This window comes from Streptomyces sp. NPDC127106 (assembly GCF_042677605.1).
Lineage (GTDB): Bacteria > Actinomycetota > Actinomycetes > Streptomycetales > Streptomycetaceae > Streptomyces.
In genome coordinates, this window is sequence record NZ_JBHXTC010000002.1 from 275,438 (window position 1) to 296,172 (window position 20,735).

Here is a 20,735-nt window from a genome sequence, read left to right on the forward strand (position 1 = left end):
CCCCTCCCGCGGGCCCCGGTTCCGGCCGTCGGCCCGGACACCAGATCGGCGGTGCACCCCCGTGCTCCTCACCCTCCCTGTCCCGGCTCCGGCCGCCTCGTCCGTTCCCGCCGACGGGGTACGAGTGGCAGTGCCTCCGCGCAGCCGCACGTCCGCGCCCGGCGGTTCCCGGCACGGCAGCCCCGGGAGCGGGCCGGTGGGCGTGTCGGTGACCGCCGAGGACGCCTTGACTGCGGAGGGCGCGCGGGCCCGGTTGCGCGACTACGCCGGGCTGCGGCCCCTGCCCGCTGCAGAGCGGCACCGGGCCGATGTGCACCTCGTCTTCGCGGACCGGTTCACCGGCGCCACCTTGGATCTCCTGCGTTCGCTGGCCGCCGGCGCGCACGATCCGGGAGCCGGCGCCGTGCTGGTGACCGGCGAGGTGCCCGACCGGTACGTCCTGCCCGCCGTGGAGTACGGGCTGCGCAGCGTGGTGGCACGCACCGCAGCGGGATTCGATCCGGTGGCGGAGGCTCTCCGGGAGACGGCCCAGGGCAACGCCGTGCTGCCGTCTGTGCTCCAAGGAACACTCATCGACCAGGTGCTCGGCCTGCGTAGCAGCGTCCTGGAACCCGCCGGGCTGACGTTCTCGGGGCTGGGGACCAGGGAGGTGGAAGTGCTGCGGCTGCTTGCGGAGGGCCTGGACACCGCGGACATCGGGCGCCGGCTGAACTACTCCGAGCGCACGATCAAGCAGGTGATCAGCGGGGTGACGGGTCGACTGGGCCTGCGCAACCGCACCCAGGCGGTGGCCTACGCTTTCCGGCACGGCGCCCTGTAACCCGGCGGCGCCCGCCGGTCGGATGCCTCGCCAGGGGTCTCCGGTCTGGCCACGGTGAGGGCCTTGTCAGCCCGCCAGCGCGCGCTCGGCCTCCTCGGCAGCGGCCTGCGTGTGCGGGGAGCCCCACGTGCGTGCGACGTCCGCAGCCTGCCGGAAGGCGTCCCTCGCGGCTGCCGTGTCGCCCAGCAGCGCGTACACCTCGCCCAGCGCGAGGGCGAGCGGGCGGGTGCAGAAGGCGGTGGTGGCGGCGGATCCGAACTGTTCCCGCAGGGGCAGGAGCAGCGGCACGAGGGCGGCCGCCGCCGCGGTGTCGTCCAGCAGGCAGGCCAGTCGGGCACGGGCGCCGAGCCGTACGCCGTAGAAGTGGTCCGGTACGGGCAGGGGTTCGAACCGGACGGCGCGCGCCTCCTCGGTACGGCCCTGGAGCGCCAGGACGAGGGCGAGTGCCTCGCCGCCGCGGGTGCCCCACGCCGCGTGCAGGGCGCGGGCCGGGGCTTCAATCTCCGCGATCCGGCCCTGGCTCAGTCTGATGGTGATGATCCCCCGGGCGTGGAGGTCGGCGGCTCGCGGCGCGTTGTGGCGTACCAGGCGTTCTCGCACCTGCTCGTACAGGTGCTCTGCTTCCGTGAAGTGGCCGCGGGCGTGGGCGAGCATGGCGAGGGTCGACAGGCTCGCTGCCTCCGCCTCGGGCATCCGGTAGCGGCGGGCCAGGGCGAGGCCCTCGTGGGCGTGGCGTTCCACCTGTTCGGCGTCGTTGCCGATCGCGGCGATCATCGCGTCTGCCTGTTCGCAGACCCACCGGTAGGCGGGCAGGTCGTGGCGCCGGGTCAGTTCGCGGAGTTCGGCGACGACGGGTGGGCAGCCGGAGGCCTGGTGTTCGTGGGGCAGCAGCTTGGTCATGGTGGTGAGCGCCGCCGCGAGCAGGGCCGGGTCGCCGGTGGAGCGCGCGAGGGCCAGTTGCCGCTCGGCGAGCCCGGCCGCCCGTTCTCCCGTGTCGTCGGGCAGCTCCTCCACCAGCGTCTGCAAGAGCCGGGCGCGGTCGGCGGGCGGCAGCCCCGGGCGGGCGGTCAGCTGCTCCAGGGTGTCGACGACGTACGTGTCGACCGTGCTCTGGCTGCGGGTCAGCCACGGTGTGGGCTCGGTCCACGCCGTGAAGGCCGCGACGGCGAGGTCTTCGCGGCCGGCGTACTGGGCGCAGTCCAGGGCCCGGCGGCGGGTGCGTGCGGCGGCGTCCCCGGAGCCGGCCCGGATCTGGGCGCGCGTGAGCGCGCCGAGCAGGCCGACGCTCCGTTCGGCCCGTGCGTCGGCCGTCTCGGGTATCAGCTCGGCCGCGTCGAGGGCCTGGCGGAGCAGGTCTGCGCTGACGTCGTGGGCGTACCGGTGCTCGGCGAGGGCGGCGGCGCGTACTGCGTGGTCCACGGCCCGGGCGGCGTGCCGGGGGTCTCCGGAGCGGGTGAAGTGCAGGGCGAGGGCGGGCAGGTCGTCCGGCCGGAGCAGGGCGAGCGCCTCGGCCACCCGGCCGTGCAGAAGGCCGCGGCGCAAGCCTGTGAGATCGCCGTACACGGTGTCGCGCAGCAGCGGGTGGGTGAAACGGACCCGCCCGGGGCCCGGTTCGGTGAGCAGGCCCGCGGTGACGCAGGCCTCCAGCGCCTCGATGACGGCGGCGGCCGGGGCGGCGGCCGAGAGCACCGCGACGTGCGTCTCGGTGCCCGCGACGGCGGCGAGCCGCAGGATGTCGGCGGCGCCGTCGGGTAGCCGGGCCAGGCGTTCGCGCACCACGTCGCGGATTCCGTCGGGCACCCCGGCCGCGTCTGCCTGGGCCTGCCCGCTCGCCAGGAGGCGGGCGCTCTCGGTGACGTAGAAGGGGTTTCCGCCGGTCCGCTCCGCAAGGGCGGTGACCACGCGGTCGTCCACGTCCGCGCCGCACACGGCCCGGACGAGCGCCGCGACCTCGGTCCTGTCCAGGCCGTCGAGGGCGACTCGGAAGGGCTCGCGGCGCGCCAGTGCGGCGAGCAGCGGGGCGAGACGGGCGTCGGCGTGGCCCGGGCGGAACGCCGCCACGACGAGGAGCGGGGCGCCGTCGATACCGGCGGCGCTGCCCAGGAGGGCCAACGTCTCCGCGTCGGCCTCGTGCAGATCGTCGATGAACACGGCGAGCGGCCGGTGCGCGGCTGCGGCCGTCAGCCACTGGTTGAAGGCGGAGTGGAGGTGGAAGCGGCCCGCGGTGGCATCGCCGGCTGCGCTGTCGGCCACCGGACTGCCGGGGGTGATCAACGCAGCGAGCGGCCCGACCGGATCCGGGGGCAGCACCGATGCCAGCCGACCCAGAGCCTGCGCCCACGCCCAGGCTGCGGGGGCACCCGCGTCGTCCGGGCAGCGCCCCTCCACGACGGTCCATCCCTGCGCCCGCAGCCCGGCGGAGAAACATTCCAGCAGAGAGGACTTGCCCGCACCCGCCTCGCCGGAGACCAGGGCGACCGCACCACCACGGAGTGCTGCGCCGGCGGCCGCGGCCAGCACACCGAGCTCGCGTTCGCGCCCCACGAAGGCCCGGCCGGCACTGCCGCGCCCTGCGGGCCGGAGCCTGCCCGGAGCCTCGGCGGGCAGGGCGTCTCCGGCGCTGCTGCGGTCCGCGGGACGCACTGCTGCGGCCGGAGGGGGTCCGTCGGAGCCGACGGGAGTACGCAGCGGAACGTCTCCGCCCGGGACCTGCGCCGCCGGCGCCCGCCGGTAGCCGACGTCCGTCAAGGGAGCCCCCGCCCCGAGGACCGCAGCCGCGGGAACCGCGGCGTGCAGGACCTCGGTCCGGCGGGTGAGGATCGCCCGCTCCAACTCCATCAGAGCCAGACCGGAGTCCAGACCGAGTTCCTCCGCGCACACGGCGGCCGCCCGGCGCAGGGCGGCCAGGGCATCTCCCTGGCGGCCGGTCGCCCACAACCCGAGGGCCAGCAGCCGCCAGCCCTCCTCACGGAGCGGATGACTGCGCACGTGGGACTCGGCAGTCGGCAGCACCTCCTGCGCGCACCCGGCTCCCAGCCCGGCCGCCATCGCCATCTCTTGAGCGGTCAGGCGGAGTTCGGTCAGGCGAGCCGTCTCGGCCACGGCCCAGGGCTCGCCGTCCCAGTCGGCGTACGCCTCGCCCCGCCACAGTCGCAGCGCGTCGTCGAGGAGCCGGACCGCCTCCGCCGGAGGTGCGCTGCGTGCGCGGTGCACGGCCGATTCGAAGGCCCAGGCGTCCACGGCGTCGTCGGGAAGGTGAAGGGCGTACCCCTGCGGGCTGCTGACGAGCAGGCTGGACGCCCCTCGCGCAGGCCGGCCGGGCTCCAGGAGCCCGCGCAGGTTGGAGACGTAGACGTGCAGGGAACTGCGCGGCTTGGCCGGCGGCCGCTCCTCCCACACCGCCGCGACGATACGGTCTACCGGCACAGCCGACCCCCGCGCTGCCAGCAGCCGCCCCAGAACGGTCCGCTGGCGCCGCCTCCCAGCCGGCACGGACTGCCCACCGACCACCAGCTCCAGCGGGCCCAGCACTTTCACACGCACCATGATCGAGCCAATGTAGCAACCAGTTGACACGAAGGGACCGACCGCAAAGCGGGTCTGTGCGTGTACCCCTGGCGCAGCCGACTGTGCTGTAGGCAGCGTTCTCTTCTCGTCGCACCTCGGCCGCGGCCGTACGGGCGCCTCGGCCACGGTCCCCGCTGCCGGTGCCCCTGACTGCAGGTAGCAGACACGGGCTGCGGCAAGGCGCCCCAGGCCGAGCTCCCCCGGTGACCAAGCACCCCCTCGGCATGGAGCCGGGACGAAGGCCATGCACACAATTTCTCTCCGGGACCTCGGGCCACCCCGCCCGCTCCCCGTCGCCCACGGAACGCCGCCAAGACCCGGACATGGCTGGACCATTGCCCATCGAGATCGTCACCGGACCGGCGGAGACCGGGTCTACCGGGCACCTGACAGCTGTCACGCCATGTGGATCAATGCTCCAGGGCCGCGGCAAGTTGTCTGCGGGAGGTGACCGCAAGCTTCCGGAAGGCTTTGGCGAGGTGGTACTCCACGGTGCTCGCGCTGATGAACAAGTTCGTGGCGATCTCCTGGTTGGTGGCACCGTCGGCGGCCATCCGTACGATCCGGGACTCCTGCGGCGTGAGCCGGTGATCCGTTCCCGCTCCCCGCGTCCGCGCCTGCTCGCCGGTGGCATGGAGTTCCAGCCGGGCGCGCTCGGCGAAGGCGCCCGCGCCCATGGAGGTGAACTGTTCGTGGGCGAGCCGCAGCCGTATCCGGGCGTCGCGCTTGCGGCGTTGTCGGCGCAGCCACTCCCCGTACAAGAGATCCGTGTGTGCTCTCTCGGTGCGCAGAGGTGTCGGTTTGAGCAGGGCGGCAGCCTCCTGGAAGAGGTCCTCCGCCCGGGTGTCCCGGGCGAGTAGGGCGCGGCTGCGGGCCAGCAGGCCGAGGGCCCAGGGGGTGCCGCTGGCGGTGGCCCGTTCGGTGAGGACGCCGAGAGCCCGCCGGGCGATCGCGTGGTCGTCGTTGCGGACAGCGGCTTCGACCAGGCCGGGCAGGCTGAGTCCGCCGCAGTGCGGCGGCGGATCGTCGAGTACGGCCTGGGCCGCGGCCTGCGCCCGTGGGTACCGGCGCAGTCCCAGCTCCAGTACGACCGATGCCGCGCGGACCAGTTGCACCTGTATCCCGCCGGGCGACTCGGGGTACAGCTCCCGCTGTGCCCGCACGGCCGACAGGGTCGCGGCCTCGTCACCGCGCCAGGCGTGCAACATGGCGTCGGTGGGGTGGGAGTACCGGGGGTCGGCACCGGTCGCGTCGGCGATGTCCTTGAATTCCGCGAAGTGCGACTCGGCAGTGCCCAGGTTGCCGCGGAAGACTTCCGAGGTGGCGTTGGCGTGGGCGCTGATCTGGAGCATGCGCAGGGCGCCGTGGCGGCGGGCGGCGTCGGCGTAGCGCCCACCGCACTCCCCGAGGGCGTCGATGTCCCACATCTCGACCGCGGCGATCATCCCGAGCAGGCTCCAGCGGGCCGCTCCACTCTCCTCCGCCCCGGGGCGTCTCATCGCCGCCAGCGCGGCCCGGAGGCTCGGCGCGGCCTGCCGGTGGCCGGCGGCGACCAGGCCTGCGTGAGCGGCAAGGAGCAGGTCCGGCACCGTGGCGTCCACGCCCGTCGCCGCCGTGGGACGGACGGAGGTCGCCAGCGCGGCGGTGGCGACCTCGAGGGCTGTCGCGTCGGATACCGTTCGGGGCACGACCATTGCGGCGTCGAAGGCTTCCAGGAAGGCGTCCCGTCCGGCCTCCGGTTCGTGCCGCGCCAGGAGGACGGCAGCGTCGAGGAGGAGGCGTACGGCTCCGTCCCGGCCCAGCATCAGGCGGGCCAGCCCGCGCAGCCGGTCGGCATGGGCGTCGAGGAGGGGAGCCGCGGGGCCCGAGGCGCGAAGAAGCCGGAGGAGTTCCTCTGTCCGGCGGGGAGCCCCGGCGGTGAGCGTGGCGGCGCATGCTTCCAGCAGCCTCGCGGTGCGCCGGGCGGGGTCCTCGGTGAGTTCCGCCGCGCGCTGGAGGAAGGAGGCCTGGGCCAGGTATCCGCCGGTCTCCCTGGCCCGTTCGGCGCACTGGTGCAGAGCGGAGGCCACGGGTTCGTCGGGGCCGTCGGTGGCGGCGGCCGTATGCCAGGCGTGCCGCTCGGGGTCGGTGTGTGCATCGGTCACGGCGGCGAGAGCGGCGTGTACCGAACGGCGTTCGGCCCGAGATGCGCCGCCGTAGACGGCCGACCGGATCAGCGGGTGGCGGAACGGGGACGTCCCCGGTATCGACGGGCGGGCCAGGAGCTCCTCCCGTTCCAGGTTCTCGAAGGCTTCGGCCGTGGCCTGGCTGTCGGCACCCAGCAGGACCCGGACGGCTCTCCTGACGAGATACCGGTCACCGGTGGCGTCGGCGGCCAGCGCGAGCAACGCTGTGCGGGACGAGGCAGGCAGGTCACCCACCTGGTGCAGGAACCGGGCCTCCAGACGGCGGCCGATGGCCGGCGGCTCGCCGAAGTCCGGCTCGGCCGGAGCGGGACCCCGGGACAGCTCGCGCAGGGCCAAGGGATTTCCCGCGGCGGCGGCGATGATCCGGTCCACCACGACCTGGTCGACCGCAGCCCCGCCCATGTGGTGCATGAGCAGGTCCAGGGCGTCGGCCTCCGGTAGCGGGCCGAGCCGGAACCCGGGAAGTCCCGCCAGGGGCGGCAAGGCGCCGGCCTCGTCGCGTACGGCGAACAGGGCGACGATGCCGTCGGCGTGGAGCCTGCGCGCCACGAAGGCGAGGACGTCGAGCGACTCGCGGTCCACCCACTGTGCGTCGTCGCAGACCAGCAGCAACGGCCGGTCACGTGCGGCCTGCGCCAGGAGCGTGAGGACAGCGAGCCCCACCAGGAACCGGTCGGGCGGCGGACCGCCGACCATGCCGAGAGCGGTTTCGAGCGCGGCACGCTGGGGTTCGGGCAGGTCCGCCCGGCGGCCGAGGAACGGCAACAGCACGCGGTGCACGGCCGCGAAGCCGAGTTCCTGCTCGGCCTCGATGCCCGCCACCTGGGTGACGCGCATGCCGGAAGCCGACGCCACCGCGTGGCCCAGCAGGACTGTCTTGCCCAGGCCGGCGTCACCCCGAAGCACGAGCGCCCCGCTCATTCCGCCGCGGGCACCGTCCAACAGCTCTTCCAGCAAAGCCAGTTCCGACCGCCTGCCTTTCAAGATCATGAAATGAAGATAGCGACATCCCGTGGAAGCGCGGGTGTCCAGGTCCGCGAACGACTGGGGGGTTTCCAGGATTCGAAGCAGCCGCCTCCCCGGCAGGCTCGCGGCATGCATGTGAACGCAGCCACCGTCGTCAGGTCCGCCGACCCCGGCCCCCGGAAGGCACAGGAACTCCAGCACCGGCCGCCCGAGCAGCGGATTGTCCCACCGAGGACGCCCTCTCCGGGATTCCGCTCCGCGTACGGGCCTCCAGCCGGCCGCACGGCGCCTTGGGCCGAGGCTGTGGGGCGCCTGTTCGGACCGGTGGACGTGCAGGTCGAAGACCCGGAGCAGGTCACCGGCGGGATTTCCATGGGCGACTGCGGGTACGTACGGACCTGCACTTTCGACGCCGCGCCGCACCGGATCCGGGTCGGCGGCAGGGCGGCGGCCCGAGGAGACGACAGGCACGTCTTCGTACTGGTCCAGGGATCGGGCACCGGGTTGCTGGCGCAGAACGGCGGACGAATGCGCCTCGCACCGGGCGACATCGCCCTCTTTTCCACCGGCGGTGGGCTCACGCTGACGTTTCCGGAGCCTTCACGGGTGCACCTGCTGAGGCTCCCGCGCCTCGTGCTCTCCGTGCCGCAGGCCGACCTGTCGACCCTGTTCGCGGCCCCGGTCCGCCCTTCGGCGGGTCTGCGAGCGGTGACTTCCCCGTTCCTGGCCGCAGTCGCCAGGGCCTCGCCGCAGTGGTCCGCCGCCGTCGGGGACCGTGTGGCAGGGCATGTCGCCGACGTGCTCGCCACGCTCATCACCGAGTCCCCGGCCGGTTCCCGGCCCGCGGACGGGAACCGGGAACCAGCCGACTCCGGCAGCCTGGCACGGGTGGGCTCGGGGCCCCCGGAAACCGGGAGACCGGAGCACGGGGGAACCGTGTATGGAACAGCGGCCCCCGGGGACCTCGCGGCACGGATCCGTGCCCACATCGCCCTGCACCTGCCGGATTCGGAGCTCTCGCCCGGTTCCATCGCCGCCGCACACCACGTCTCGGTCCGCTACGTGCACTGGCTGTTCTCGCAGGAAGGCACGACGGTCGGCAGCTGGATCAGACAGCGTCGGCTCGAGGAGGCAGCCAGGGAACTCGCCCTGCCCGGCCGGGGGGACACGGTCGCCCTTGTCGCCCAGCGCTGGGGGTTCGTCAGCGCGAGCCACTTCAGCAGGGTGTTCCGCAAGAGGTACGGCATGTCGCCGCGGGCTTGGCGCGACTCCTGCGCACCGGCTCGGGGCCCCCTGTCGGCCGCCTCCTGACAGCGCAGGCCGGGGACCCGGGTGTCGGGCCCGGCGGACGGTGCCCGCCGCCGGATGCGGATACGGATACGGATACGGATACGGCGTCAGCGTGGGCGCTTGTGGCCGTTGAGCTCGATGTAGCCCAGGTCCCTGATGAGCGCGGCGACCGTCAGGTAGTACCTGCTGTAGCCCGGGGCGCCGATGGTGATGCCTCCGCCCGTGGGATCGTTGAGCCGTTGGTACACCCAGGTGGAAAGCTGTCCCCAGCTGGTCTGGAGGGCCGCGCCGAACCGGTCGATGGGCGTCGACGTGTTGTTCCTGATGTTCTGGCGGAAGATGTCGAAGAGGTACCCGAAGCGTGCTGCTTCGGCGGTCACGCCGATGACGTCCACGAGGCAGGACCCGACGGTGTGCTGTTGCCCCGTGGCGAGCAACTGCTGTGTGTTGCCCAGGGTCAGCAGCGAGTTGTGGAGGTTCTGCGGGGTCATGCGCCGCTGGTCACGGGTGCTGCCACTGGGCAGGTTGGCGTAACTGCCGTTCCAGGGGAGGTGGTGGGCCTGGACGCCCAGGACCCGGTTGAAGGCGTCGGGGTAGCCGTCGGGGAAGACGTAGTGGCGGTTGCCGGTGCCGTTGGGCTGCCCTGGCTGGTAGAACCCGGCGAGATAGAGGGTGTTGGCCCAGTAGTAGAGGGAGACCACGTGCTGGCCGGCGTGACTCACCCGGATCTGGATCAGCTGGTTGTAGGTGGTGGTGGTCTCGTCCAGGACCTGGTAGAAGTCGTGGCCGCTGATCCGGTGCACCTGGTCGATCATGTTCCAGTAGCGGTCGTGCTGGACCCGGCCGCCGCCTTGGAGACCGGTGATGTCCCAGTCGACCACGGTGAGCGGCCGGTCGGGGTCGGCGTGAGCGGCGGGCGCGATGGCGCCCAGCATCCCGGCCGACAGGGCGAGTGCGAGGAGCAGGCCGGCGAGCCGCCGGCAGCCTCGTCTGATCAGGTCCACGTTGTCCACATTGAGCGTGTTGAGCATGCAGAACTCCATGTCGTGCAGCGAGGGCAGGCGTGTATCGGCGCCTGCGAACTGGGGACCGGGCCGCGGCTCAGACGGCCGGATCGGTGAACCGCCGGAGGAAGGCGAGAGCCGTGTCGGCGACCTCGCGCCAGCCGTGGTCGATGGTGAGGGAGTGGCCGCGCCCGGGGATCTCGGTGATCTCGGTGACGGCGTGTGCGTTGCGCGCCTGCTTCTTGTACGAGGCGTGGGCGATGGCCCAGGGGACGGTGTGGTCCTTCTCCCCGGAGATGATCAGCAGGGGGCCGCGGCCGGCTGCGGTGGTGTCCACCGCGGCTTCGGTCCACGGGTTGAGGTTGGCGGCGGCGGCCTGGAACAGGGGCTCGCCCGGGGCGGGGACGGCGAAGGTGTCGTACAGCTCGCGGGCCTCCTCCTCACTCACGGCGTTGGCGAAGGAGTACCGGAACTGCTCGTAGGTCAGCGGTACGGCCCGGTGGTAGTTGGCCGGGTTGCCCAGGACGGCACTCGCCGCGCGCAGGGAGGACAGCGGCAGGGGCAGTACTCCGCGGAAGGGGGCCGGGTCGATGGCGACGGATGCCCGGGACAGGCCGCGTCCGGCGGTGATCTGGGTGATCAGGCCGCCGAAGGAGTGGCCGATGACGACGGGTGTGCGGTCGAGCCTGCCGATGAGGTCGCAGAAGTGGTCGGCGACCTGTCCGACGCTCTTGCCCGCGAACACCTCCGGGTGGGCATGTGCCTCGCCGACCGTTGCGGGATCGTCGGGCCAGCCGGCGAGTACGGGCGCGAAGCCGGCCTCCTCGAAGAGGGCGGCCCACCGCTCCCAGCTGGTGGGCAGCAGCCACAGACCGTGGACGAAGACGACGGGGATCCGGCCGGTGGCGTTCGCGGCCTCGACCTGCGCGAGGTCGCGGGCGTACGAGGCGCTGGGCGACGGTGTGCTCATGGGAGCTCCTTTGCGGGACGGCCGGGGTCAGACGGTGCGGGCGGCGGCCCTGATCAACGAGACGACGGCATCGGGCCGGCTGTGCATCGGCAGGTGGGAGGAGGGGACTTCGGCCGTACGCGAACCCGCCCGCCGGGCCTGGAAGCGCTGGAGCTCCGGGACGATCCCCCGGTCCTGGCCGCAGATCAGCGCCCAGGAGGGCAGCGTGCGCCAGGCCGCGGCGGTACAGCGGTCGGTGAACGCGGTCGCATTCAGCGGGCGCTGTCCTGCCGCGAGAAGCCCGGTGACGGAGCGGGGGACGTCCTGGGCGAAGACGTCGTGGAAGCGGTCGGGCCGGAGGTACAGATCGGTGGCCGGGCCGCCGTCAGGGCCCGGGACGGGCACCGGGGTCAGGGCCGCCTCGAGCTGGGAGCCGGGGAATCGGCCCGCGAGCTCGCCCAGCACTTCCCCGGCGTCCGGCATGAACGCCGCGATGTAGACGAGGGCCTTGACGTTGGCGGCCGTCGCGGCGGCCTGGGTGACGACCGCCCCGCCGTAGGAGTGTCCGACGAGGACGACCGGCCCGGGGACGGCGGCGAGGCGGGCCGTGACCTGGGCCGCGTCGTGGGCCAGGCCGCGCAGCGGGTCGGGGGCGACGATCACCTGATGGCCGGATCGTTGGAGGCGCTCGGTGACGGGGTTCCAGCTGGAGGCGTCGGCGAACGCCCCGTGGACGAGGACGATGGTCGGCCGCGCACCGTTCTGCTGGGAAATGCTCGTGGTCTCTGCGGACGCGGCGGTGGAGGCCGTGCCGGCGGTCAGTCCGGCGGCGCCCGCGGCAGCAGCGGCCATGGCGGTGCGCCGGGAGAGGGCAGGGCGTGGGGTCATCGGGGGCGGGTTCCTTCGGAGGGGATCTCAGGGGCTGGCGGGGTGGAGGGTGCGGGCCGGTGCAGGAGGGCGCGGGTGGCCAGTCCGCCGGCCGCTCCCGCGGCCACGGCGGTCAGGGACCACCAGGCGGGCCAGGGCGGCAGGTCCAGGGCCCGGTCGACGGAATGACGCCCGGCCCCGGTGAGCGCCAGGGCGGCGGCAGCGGTGATGAGGACCAGCGGGTATTCGTAGCCGTCCTTCTGCACCCACAGGCCGTTGGGCCACTTCACGGTGAGCGCGACGGTCATCACCCCGACCGCCCCGGCGGCGGCGAGCGGGGTCAGGGCCCCGGCGGCGAGCAGGAGGCCGGAGCCGATCTGGGCGGCGCCCGCGGCGAGGGCGGTGAGCGCCCCGCCGCGGAAGCCGTCGCGTTGGAACTCCTCGGTTCCCCCGGCCAGCCCGCTGCCGCCCAGACGGAAGCTGACCTTCTGCACGCCGTGTCCGGCGAGCAGCAGGCCCGTCATCAGGCGGAGGATCAGCAGACCGGTGTCCATGGCGGTCGTTCCCGCCGCTCAGCCGGCCGCGTGCGGGTCGATCATGGTGTGGGCGTAGACGACGCCCAACCCGTAGGCGCCGCCGTGCTCCTTGACCACGTCGGTGGTGGCGGCGTACGTCTCGGTGCGGGCCCAGTCCCGCTGGAGCTCCAGCAGTACCTGGAGCCAGGTGACGGGCACGGCTCCGGCCGCGGTCATCCGCTGCATGGCGTGCTCGTGGGCCGCCGGGGTCACGCCGGCCGAGGCGTCGGCGACGACGTAGACCTCGTAGCCCTGGTTGAGGGCGGAGAGTGCGGGCAGGACCAGGCAGACCTCGGTCCACAGCCCGGACAGGACGATCTTGCTGCGGCCGGTGGCCTTCACGGCCTCGACCAGCGCGGTGTCCTCCCAGGCGTTCATGGAGGTGCGGTCGACTATGTCGTGCTTGGGGAAGACCTCGCGCAGCTGCGGCAGGATCGGCCCGGAGAACGACTCGGCCGCGACGGTGGACAGCACGACGGGGACGTCGAAGATCTTGGCGGCCTTGGCCAGGCCCACGGTGGCGTTGATGACCGCGACCCGGTCGGTGCTGCCGGCGCCGAAGAACATCTGCGGCTGGTGGTCGACGAAGAGCATCATCGCGTTGTCGGGGGTGAGCAGGTCCGGGCTCGGGGCAGCGTGGACGGCATCGAGGTCGAGTGCGAAGTCGGTCATGGGGAGATTCCTTCCAGTGGTGATCGACACAGGGGTGCCGAAGAGAGGGCGAAACGGGGGATTCGGGGGTGTCTTCGGGTCAGAGCGCGAAGCAGGGGTCGAAGGCCTGCGGGGGCTGTTCGGGGGCGAATCCGCGGGCGACGCGCCACTGGCGGTGCCGCTCGGATTCGGCGGCGGCCTCCGCCAGCAGGTCGGCCTGGCGGGCACCGGTTGCCGACGGCGCCGGAGCGGCCTGGTAGCCGCCGTAGTGGGCGACCGGGCTCCAGGCGGGGCTGACGGGCGGCAGCGCCTCGTCCAGGCCCTCGTAGGTGTCGGCGGCGTACACGATGCGCCCGCCGGTCACCGTCAGGACGGACTCGATGTACGGGATGTCCCCGGCCGGGACGGTGAGGTAGTCGTGCGACAGGACGGCGAAGTCCGCGAACCGGCCCTCTGCGAGGACCCCCTTGTCCGCCTCCTCCCCGGTGAGCCGCGCCCCGCCCACCGTGTACAGCTCCAGGGCCTGTTCACGGGAGACGAGTTGCTCGGCGGGGCGGAGTGGCAGGTTGCCGACGGTCCGGCCGGTGACCAGCCAGTGCAGTGCCACCCACGGGTTGTAGGAGGAGACGCGGGTGGCGTCGGTGCCGGCGGCGAGGGGTATGCCGGCGCGCAGCATGTCCGCGATCGGTGGGGCCGCTGCGGCGGCCTGCGCTCCGTACCGTTCGGCGAAGGCGCGGCCCTGGAAGGACATCCGGTTCTGGACCGAGATGCCGCCGCCGAGGGCGGCGATCCTCTCCAGGCTGTGCGGCGAGACGGTCTCGGCATGGTCGAACAGCCAGCGCCGGCCCGCCGGGAACAAGCCCTCGGCGGCGAGCTTCTCGAAGACGGCCAGGTCCCGGCGGATGGTCTCGTCGTAGGTGGCGTGCAGCCGGAAGCCCCAGCCCTGCTCCGTCAGCAGCCGCACCGCCTGCTCGAACTCGCCCTCGTAGCCGTCCGTGAGCTCCGGCCGAGGTTCGGAGAAGTTCTCGAAGTCGGCGGCCGCCCAGGTCAGGTTCTCCCCAGCACCGTTGAGGCGCAGCCAGGCGTCCCCGTCGCCGGGGCGGACGGTCTCGGTCCAGCGGCGCAGGTCGGCCAGCTCCTGACCGGCGGTCTGCGGGAAGAGGTGGTAGCCGATGCGCACGCTGAGCTCGCCGGCCCGGGCCAGGTCGGTGACGGTGGCGTAGTTCTCGGGGAAGTTCTGGAATCCGCCTGCCGCGTCCACGGCGGAGGTGAGGCCGAACCGGTTCAGCTCCCGCAGGAAGTGCCGGGTGGAGACCTTCTTGTCGCTCTCGTCGAGGGTCGGCGCCTTGGCCAGCGTGGAGTAAAGGACAAGAGCGCTGGGCGCAGCGAGGAGCAGTCCGTTGGGGTGGCCTTCGCGGTCCCGGACGATCTGCCCGCCCGTGGGGTCGGGGGTGTCCCGGGTGAATCCGGCGGCCCGTACGGCGGCGCGGTTGAGGATCGCGGACTGGTAGAGGTGCAGCACGAAGACGGGGGTGTCCGGTGCCGCGGCGGTCAGTTCGGCCGGCGTCGGCATCCGGCGCTCGGCGAACTGGTCCGCCGTCCAACCGCCCACGACCCGGATCCACTGGCCCCGCGGGGTCCGCCCGGCCTGCTCGCGGAGCATGGCCAGCGCCTGGCGCAGCGACGGCACGCCGTCCCAGCGCAGCTCCAGTACGTAGTTCAGGCCGCCACGGATGACGTGGAGGTGGGAGTCGTTGAGCCCAGGGACGATCCTGCGGCCGAGCGCGTCCACGACCCGGGTGCCGGGCCCGACGGATCCGGCGATGTCGCTGTCGTCGCCCAGGGCTGTGATCCGGCCGCCGCGCACGGCGAGCGCCGTCGCGGCCGCCCGGGCCGGGTCCTGTGTGTGTATCTTGCCGTTGCGCAGGACGAGGTCGGCGTAACCCCCGTCCGGTGAACCGTGGACGGGTGTGATCCCGCCGACGGGCATGCTGGTCATGGTGCTCGCTTTCGATGCGTCACGACGTCGGAGGTCGAAGAGCCGGGGCGTACGGGGCCGGGTGCGAGTGGCCTGACGGCCAGGTCAGAGGGTGCGCCGTACGCCGGCCTGGCGTTCGAGGTTGCGGAGCTGGACGGACAGGTCGCCCTCGACGGCGTGGTGGGCCGGGCCGCTGCGGCCGATCGGCAGGACCTCCTCGCCGCGCATGTCTTCCAGCATCAGCGCGAACGCGGTGTACAGGGCGATGGCTGCGAGGAGCAGACCCAGCACCCCGGAGACGGTGCCGAGCCAGGCGACGCCGGTGAGATGGGCGAGCGCCGCCACGGTGAAACGGGGCACGGCCGTACACAGCACGAGCCACAGGGCCCGCTTGCGGCCGGCCACCGAAGCCATCAGCACGGCGAACAGCGCGAACACGGCGTTGAGTACGCCCAGGACGCGGGTCCCGCCCGGCGGGTCCAGCACCAGGGTCAGCGAGGATGCCAGCCACAGGCCGGAGAAACAGGCCATCAGCGTGGCCGCCACCACGTCGCGGGCGCCGAACGCGAACCAGCTCACCAGGAGTTGCAGGACGACCGCGGGCAGGACTGCCAGGCCCACCGCGCGGCGGGCCCCGTCCTCGAAGACGCCCAGCTGGAAGCAGCCGACGATCACCGAGGCGATGGCCACGGTGTAGAAGCCGAGCGGCATCGGGGAGGCGATCGGTCGCAGGTTGATCCGCGTCATCCCGCGCAGGTCGGGCTCGAAGCGCCGGCCGCCGCCGAGCGGATCGTCTCCGGCGGCCGACTGCGCCGTCGGTTCAGGCATCGGCCAGGGCTCGTCGCAGCGTGCCGATGGCGAGGTCGATGGCCGACTGGGCGGCGTGGGTGCCGCGCAGGGCGTTGAGCATCACGAAGTCGTGGATGATGCCCTGGTAGCGGACGGCGGTGACGGGTACTCCGGCGGCGCGGAGCTTGTTGGCGTAGGCCTCGCCCTCGTCGCGCAGGACATCGGCCTCGGCGGTGATGACCAGGGCCGGGGGCAGACCGGCCAGCTGCTCGGTGCCGGCGCGCAGCGGGGAGGCGGTGACCTGGGCCCGCTCGGTCTCGTCGGGCGTGTACTGGTCCCAGAACCACTGCATGCCGTCGCGGCGCAGGAAGTAGCCTTCCGCGAACTGGTGGTAGGAGCCGGTGTCGAAGGAGGCGTCGGTGACCGGGTAGAACAGCACCTGCTGGGCCAGCGGCAGGCCGCCGCGCTCCTTGGCCATCAGGGTCAGTGCCGCGCTCATGTTCCCGCCGACCGAGTCACCGGCCACCGCGATCCGGGAGGCGTCCAGATCGTGGGCGGCGCCGTCGGTGACGACCCAGCGACCCACGGTCCAGTTCTGCTCGATCGCCACCGGGTAGCGGTGCTCGGGGGACAGGTCGTACTCGGGGAACACCACGGCCGCCCCGGCCCCGACGGCGAGTTCACGTACCAGGCGGTCGTGGGTGTGGGCGTTTCCGAACACCCAGCCCGCGCCGTGGATGTACACGATGACCGGGAGCCGTCCGGCGGCCCCGGCCGGGCGCACGATGCGGGCCCGGACCTCACCGGTGGGGCCACCGGGTACGGTCACCCACTCCTCGTCGACGACGAGCAGGTCGGCCGGGCCGGACTGCACCTCGTCGACGGCCTTGCGGCCCTCGGCCGGCGGGATCTCGAAGAGGAACGGCGGCTTGGCCGTCGCCCGGGCGAACTCGGCCGCGGCCGGCTCCAGGACCGGGACGACGGGCGTGAACGGATTCTGGTCGGTCATGATCCGGCCTCTCACTCGCAACGGGCGCGCCTCGGCGGCGAGGGATCCGCCGGACACGGCTCCCGCACCGGAACTGCCGGAGCCGCTTCGAAAGTTAGGCGCAATCGAGCGGGGCGGGTCGCCCCTGGGTGCACGGATCTGGCCCCTGCGTGCAGAGCCTGACCGGACCCGTCCGCACCTCCCCCACACTGATGCCGAGGGCACTCAACGGACCTGACGGAGGTGGGACTTCGTGTTGCTCCTGGATCTGGACACGTATGCGCCAGAGGAACGAGTGGACGCGTTCCACCACGCGATGAACGATGCCTCGGTACCGAACGACGTTGTCCATGAATCACCCGAAACGGGGGTACGCGCCCGGTTCGAGACCTGGCGGGTGGGCTCGCTGGACCTGTTCGACGTCCGCAGCACGGGGTTCGAGGTCCGGCGGACCGCCCGGCACGTGCGAGAGCACCGCGACCGCCCCGTAGTCTCCGTCTCGCTCCAGACCGCAGGCATCCACCGAGCGGAGAACGCGGGCGAGCGGTACGTCCTGGGCGCGGACGACATCGGCGTCTTCCACGAGCTCACCCCACGCCGCTACGGCTGGTCCGGCGAGGGCTCCTCCTGGGCCGTCACCATCGACATGGAGCACCTCGGGGTACCGGTGGACACCGTCGCCAGGGCATCCGTGCGACTGCGGACCAGCCCGCTGCACGACCTGGTCCTGGCACACCTGCGCACACTCCGGCGAGACCCCGGGCGGTTGGAGAAGGACCCGGGCGCAGCCGCACTCGGCAACGCTACCACCGACCTGGTCCGGGCCCTCCTGACATCGGCGGCCCACGATGAGGACGACCGGCGTGTCCGCTCCGTCATGGACGACTGCCTGGCCAGCAGGATCATGGCCTACACCCGTCGCCATCTGAGCGACCCGGAACTCACACCGGAGCGCATTGCGCGCGAGCACGCGATCTCCAGGCGCCAGCTGTACGCGGTCCTGTGCCGAGCCGGCATCAGGCTCGAACAGTGGGTCATATCCGAGCGCCTCGAGGCGGCCTGCCGCCTGCTGGCCTCTCCTCAGCACGGCAGCCTCCCCGTGTCGGCGGTGGCCGCGCGCTGTGGATTCACCAGCCCCAGCCACTTCACCCGTCGGTTCCGGGCCGCGTACGGCGTCACACCGCGTGAATGGCGACGCCATCGAACGGGGGAGGCCTCACGCGCCGTACCCGAGGACCGGCCTTGACCGACAGTCGGCGATGCCTGCCCGACGAGTGGGTGCGGCCCCGGACCGTGCCCGCCCACGCGGCCCCGGCAACGCGCCGGTGACCGCGTCAACTCCTCTTGGCGGTGAGCCCGTCGTACAGGAGGTCGAGGAGACGTTCAGCCTGATCTCGCTGGTCAGGCTTGGTACAGGTCAGGGCGATGCCGGTGAGGGCGACGAGGGCGTCGGCGGCGCTCACGTCCGACCGCACGGCGCCGGTCGCGACGCCCGCTTCGAGCAGGGACGCGAGGGCGCCCTGGATCCGTTCGCGGCTCTCGGCGTAGGGATTGACTCCGGCGTCCACCACGGCCCGCAAGGCTTCCGCCATGCCCAGTTTGGCAGTCGTGTAGTCGATGAAGCGTGCCATCCAGGTGCGCAGGGCAGTGTGCGGCGGCAGGGCTCCCAGCAGCTCGGGCACCGCTTCGCACAGCTTGGCCAGCTCGTTGCGGTAGGCCGCCTCGATCAGCGCCTCCCTGGTGGGGAAGTTTCGGTAGAGGGTGCCGGCACCGACGCCGGCCTCCTTCGCGATGCGTTCCCTGTGCGCGCCCAGCCCCTGCTCGGCGAAGACGCGCACCGCCGCTTCGAGAAGCTTCTCCCGGTTGCGCTGCGCGTCGGCGCGCAGCGGCCGTCCCGTCTCCCTGGTCATCGACGCCTGCTCCCATCCGGCCCGAGGTTGCCAACCGGAGGAGCCTCCACTTACAGTCGAACAAGCGGAGGCACCTCCACTTCCACTGTAGGTCACGACCTGCCGTTCCTGGACCCTCCGTGTCTGCTCAGGCCACCGGCCACGGCGGGACCGCGGACCGAACACCACACCCCACCGTGCCGCGCACCCTGCACACAGGCCGTCGACGTACCCCAAGGAGCACGAGCATGCCTCTCCCCCTCGAAGACAGGGTCGCCGTCATCACCGGCGCGGCGAACGGTGTCGGCCTCGGCATCGCCCAGGAGTTCGCCGAAAACGGCGCCCAGGTCGTCATCACGGACCTGCGTCAGGCCGACCTCGACGCCGCCGTCGCCCACATCGGCGGCGCATGCACCGGGATCGTCGCCGACGTGACCAGCCTGGCGAGCATGGAGTCGATGTACGCCCAGGTGAAGGCCCGCCACGGGCGGGTCGACGCGGTCGTCGCCAACGCCGGCATCGGCGCGCACGCACCGCTCGGCGCGATCACGGAAGAGCAGTTCGACCGCACGTTCGGTGTCAACGCCAAGGGCGTCCTGTTCACCGTGCAGCCGGCGCTGCCGCTGATGTCCGCCGGCAGCACCGTCGTCATCATCGGCTCGACGGCCTCCATCGAGCCGCCGCGCGGCATGGGCCTCTATGGAGGCTCCAAGGCCGCCGTGCGCGCCTTCATCCGGTCCTGGATCCAGGACGTCAAGGGATCGGGTATCCGGATGAACGTGCTCAGCCCGGGCGCGGTCGACACCGAGTCCCTGCGGCGGGCACTGGGCATGGCCCAAGGAGCCGACGAGGTCGAAGCCGCCGTCGAGCGTATGGGCGAGGGGAACCCCACCGGCCGGATCGCCGATCCCCGCGAGATCGGCAAGGCTGCGGTGTTCCTCTCCAGCGACGCCTCCGGCTTCGTGACCGGTGTCGAACTCTTCGTGGACGGCGGTATGGCCCAGGTGTGACCGGCGGGCCGCGTGGGTGGGAGACCCGCCTCGTGGACACCTCAGCGGGGGGGCTGCGGGCCCCGCCCGACACCCTCCGTACCACCGTCGACGTCGACGTCGACGAAGCCCCTGCTCGGGATCGTGAGCGGCGTGGTCATCGCCGTGTGGGCACCCGGGGCCGGCCGGCCACCCCGAGGTACCGGTGTCTCCGGCTGTCGGCCGAGAGGCCCTCAGCAACCCGGTCGCAGGACGGCTCGGCCGGTCACGGGTAGCGCTTCGGTTCGCCGGGGCGCTCGAAGTAGAACCCGCGCGGCCCGTGGGGTTCCGGTTCCGCGGCACCGTCGCACAGGCAGGGCTGGCCCCTGCCCTCGACCAGACCGCTGCCGTCGAGGAGGGGTTTCCCGTCGAAGCGCCGCCCGACGGAGCCGAACAGGTGCGTCCCGCGGCCGAGTCGCATCAGGCCCGTGACGACGTGCCGCGGCGGGACCGGCAGTCCGCCCGCCACGAGGGGGACGAGCAGGAAGAGGTTCCGCTTGTTCCGTGCGCTCGGGCCGGTCCACAGCGCCACGATCACTGCGGCACCGTCCGGGTCGGGAACACATCCGCGGACGTAGTACGGCCTGGCGATGGGGGTTTCGGTGTACTGCCAGAGGGCTGCGGCCACGGCGCTCTGCGCGCGGGAGAGACAGCTCTCGGAGCAGGTCAGTTGACCCATGACGGGCACTTCTGCACCCCCCGGCAGTAGGCCGTGATGACTCCGACCTTCCCCTTCGCGCCGGGCGCTTCGTACCTGCCGTCATCGGTGGTCTTGGCGTAGCGGACCTTGACCACGAAATCGATCTGTCGGCCGTCCTTGATGGCCGAGCCCCAGTACTCAAGGTTCCGCTGCTGGTCGGACCGCTTGTCGGGCCTGCCGTTGAGCGCGGCATTGATGAGCCTGCAGCTGGTGATGCCGTGCGGACGGGAGAAGTGCTGCCATCCGAGCTCGGCGTTTCCCGTCCGCGTGGGGATGCGGCGGTTGTCCCAATCCGTCTGAACGCACCTCTCCGTGGTGTCCCAGGATTCCTGCGGGGCACCAGCCGGAGCAGCGCCCAGGAGAGCCGCGACAGCGGGCAGAACGGCCATCCGCCGTAAAGGAACAGTGATCATCCACCAAGGTTCCCGGCCTCCTCGTCTGCTCGTACATGGGCGGCATGCACATTCACCCGGATGCCGGATCGAGCC

The 20,735-nt window shown here is 72.5% G+C and carries 17 protein-coding genes; 4 read left to right on the forward strand and 13 right to left on the reverse strand.

Annotation, left to right across the window (positions count from 1 at the left end):
• Positions 1–196: 196 nt before the first annotated feature.
• Positions 197–820 (forward strand): response regulator transcription factor, encoded by a 624-nt coding sequence (locus ACFVGY_RS03895; protein ID WP_385670486.1) that lies wholly within the window; start codon positions 197–199, stop codon positions 818–820.
• A 66-nt stretch (positions 821–886) separates the two neighbouring features.
• Here the strand turns inward: ACFVGY_RS03895 and ACFVGY_RS03900 are convergent, their stop codons facing one another.
• Entirely contained in the window at positions 887–4,246 is a 3,360-nt protein-coding gene (locus ACFVGY_RS03900; protein WP_385670489.1) for a BTAD domain-containing putative transcriptional regulator, read from the reverse strand.
• Positions 4,247–4,797: 551 nt separating this feature from the next.
• Positions 4,798–7,563, reverse strand: a complete 2,766-nt coding sequence (locus ACFVGY_RS03905; protein ID WP_385670492.1) for an ATP-binding protein — start codon at positions 7,561–7,563, stop codon at positions 4,798–4,800.
• Between the two features lie 105 nt (positions 7,564–7,668).
• Here ACFVGY_RS03905 and ACFVGY_RS03910 point away from each other — a divergent pair, with 105 nt between their 5' ends.
• The gene (locus ACFVGY_RS03910) at positions 7,669–8,850 is read left to right on the forward strand and encodes a helix-turn-helix domain-containing protein (RefSeq protein ID WP_385670495.1); all 1,182 of its coding nucleotides are present in this window, start codon (positions 7,669–7,671) and stop codon (positions 8,848–8,850) included.
• Between the two features lie 86 nt (positions 8,851–8,936).
• Here ACFVGY_RS03910 and ACFVGY_RS03915 read toward each other — a convergent pair whose 3' ends face one another.
• From ACFVGY_RS03915 to ACFVGY_RS03950, 8 genes are all read right to left on the reverse strand, one after another.
• A complete protein-coding gene (locus ACFVGY_RS03915; RefSeq protein WP_385670498.1) occupies positions 8,937–9,860 on the reverse strand; it encodes a ribosome-inactivating family protein in 924 nt (307 codons plus the stop codon).
• Between the two features lie 70 nt (positions 9,861–9,930).
• Positions 9,931–10,803 (reverse strand): alpha/beta hydrolase, encoded by an 873-nt coding sequence (locus ACFVGY_RS03920; protein ID WP_385670501.1) that lies wholly within the window; start codon positions 10,801–10,803, stop codon positions 9,931–9,933.
• Positions 10,804–10,830: 27 nt separating this feature from the next.
• Entirely contained in the window at positions 10,831–11,670 is an 840-nt protein-coding gene (locus tag ACFVGY_RS03925; RefSeq protein ID WP_385670504.1) for an alpha/beta fold hydrolase, read from the reverse strand.
• Complete coding sequence (locus tag ACFVGY_RS03930) at positions 11,667–12,203, reverse strand: DoxX family protein (protein ID WP_385670506.1); 537 nt, start codon at positions 12,201–12,203, stop codon at positions 11,667–11,669. Before ACFVGY_RS03930 ends, ACFVGY_RS03925 begins: the two co-directional genes overlap by 4 nt.
• Positions 12,204–12,221: 18 nt before the next feature.
• Positions 12,222–12,896, reverse strand: coding sequence for a hydrolase (locus ACFVGY_RS03935; protein ID WP_385670509.1), 675 nt, complete (start codon positions 12,894–12,896; stop codon positions 12,222–12,224).
• Positions 12,897–12,975: 79 nt separating this feature from the next.
• The gene (locus ACFVGY_RS03940) at positions 12,976–14,874 is read right to left on the reverse strand and encodes an amidohydrolase (RefSeq protein ID WP_385670512.1); all 1,899 of its coding nucleotides are present in this window, start codon (positions 14,872–14,874) and stop codon (positions 12,976–12,978) included.
• A gap of 84 nt (positions 14,875–14,958) precedes the next feature.
• On the reverse strand, positions 14,959–15,681 hold the full coding sequence (locus tag ACFVGY_RS03945) for a GPR1/FUN34/YaaH family transporter (RefSeq protein WP_385670515.1): 723 nt from the start codon (positions 15,679–15,681) through the stop codon (positions 14,959–14,961).
• Positions 15,674–16,651: an alpha/beta hydrolase gene (locus ACFVGY_RS03950; protein ID WP_385670518.1), complete on the reverse strand. Its 978-nt coding sequence runs from the start codon at positions 16,649–16,651 to the stop codon at positions 15,674–15,676. Before ACFVGY_RS03950 ends, ACFVGY_RS03945 begins: the two co-directional genes overlap by 8 nt.
• Positions 16,652–16,883: 232 nt before the next feature.
• Between ACFVGY_RS03950 and ACFVGY_RS03955 the strand changes: the two genes are divergently transcribed.
• On the forward strand, positions 16,884–17,876 hold the full coding sequence (locus ACFVGY_RS03955) for a helix-turn-helix domain-containing protein (protein ID WP_385670521.1): 993 nt from the start codon (positions 16,884–16,886) through the stop codon (positions 17,874–17,876).
• Positions 17,877–17,964: 88 nt separating this feature from the next.
• Here the strand turns inward: ACFVGY_RS03955 and ACFVGY_RS03960 are convergent, their stop codons facing one another.
• A complete protein-coding gene (locus ACFVGY_RS03960) occupies positions 17,965–18,540 on the reverse strand; it encodes a TetR/AcrR family transcriptional regulator (RefSeq protein WP_385670524.1) in 576 nt (191 codons plus the stop codon).
• A 227-nt stretch (positions 18,541–18,767) separates the two neighbouring features.
• On the opposite strand from ACFVGY_RS03960, the gene ACFVGY_RS03965 reads away from it, so the two are divergent.
• Positions 18,768–19,529: an SDR family NAD(P)-dependent oxidoreductase gene (locus tag ACFVGY_RS03965; RefSeq protein WP_385670527.1), complete on the forward strand. Its 762-nt coding sequence runs from the start codon at positions 18,768–18,770 to the stop codon at positions 19,527–19,529.
• A 244-nt stretch (positions 19,530–19,773) separates the two neighbouring features.
• Here the strand turns inward: ACFVGY_RS03965 and ACFVGY_RS03970 are convergent, their stop codons facing one another.
• Entirely contained in the window at positions 19,774–20,226 is a 453-nt protein-coding gene (locus ACFVGY_RS03970; RefSeq protein WP_385670530.1) for a hypothetical protein, read from the reverse strand.
• Positions 20,214–20,660 (reverse strand): hypothetical protein, encoded by a 447-nt coding sequence (locus tag ACFVGY_RS03975; RefSeq protein ID WP_385670533.1) that lies wholly within the window; start codon positions 20,658–20,660, stop codon positions 20,214–20,216. Before ACFVGY_RS03975 ends, ACFVGY_RS03970 begins: the two co-directional genes overlap by 13 nt.
• Positions 20,661–20,735: the final 75 nt, after the last annotated feature.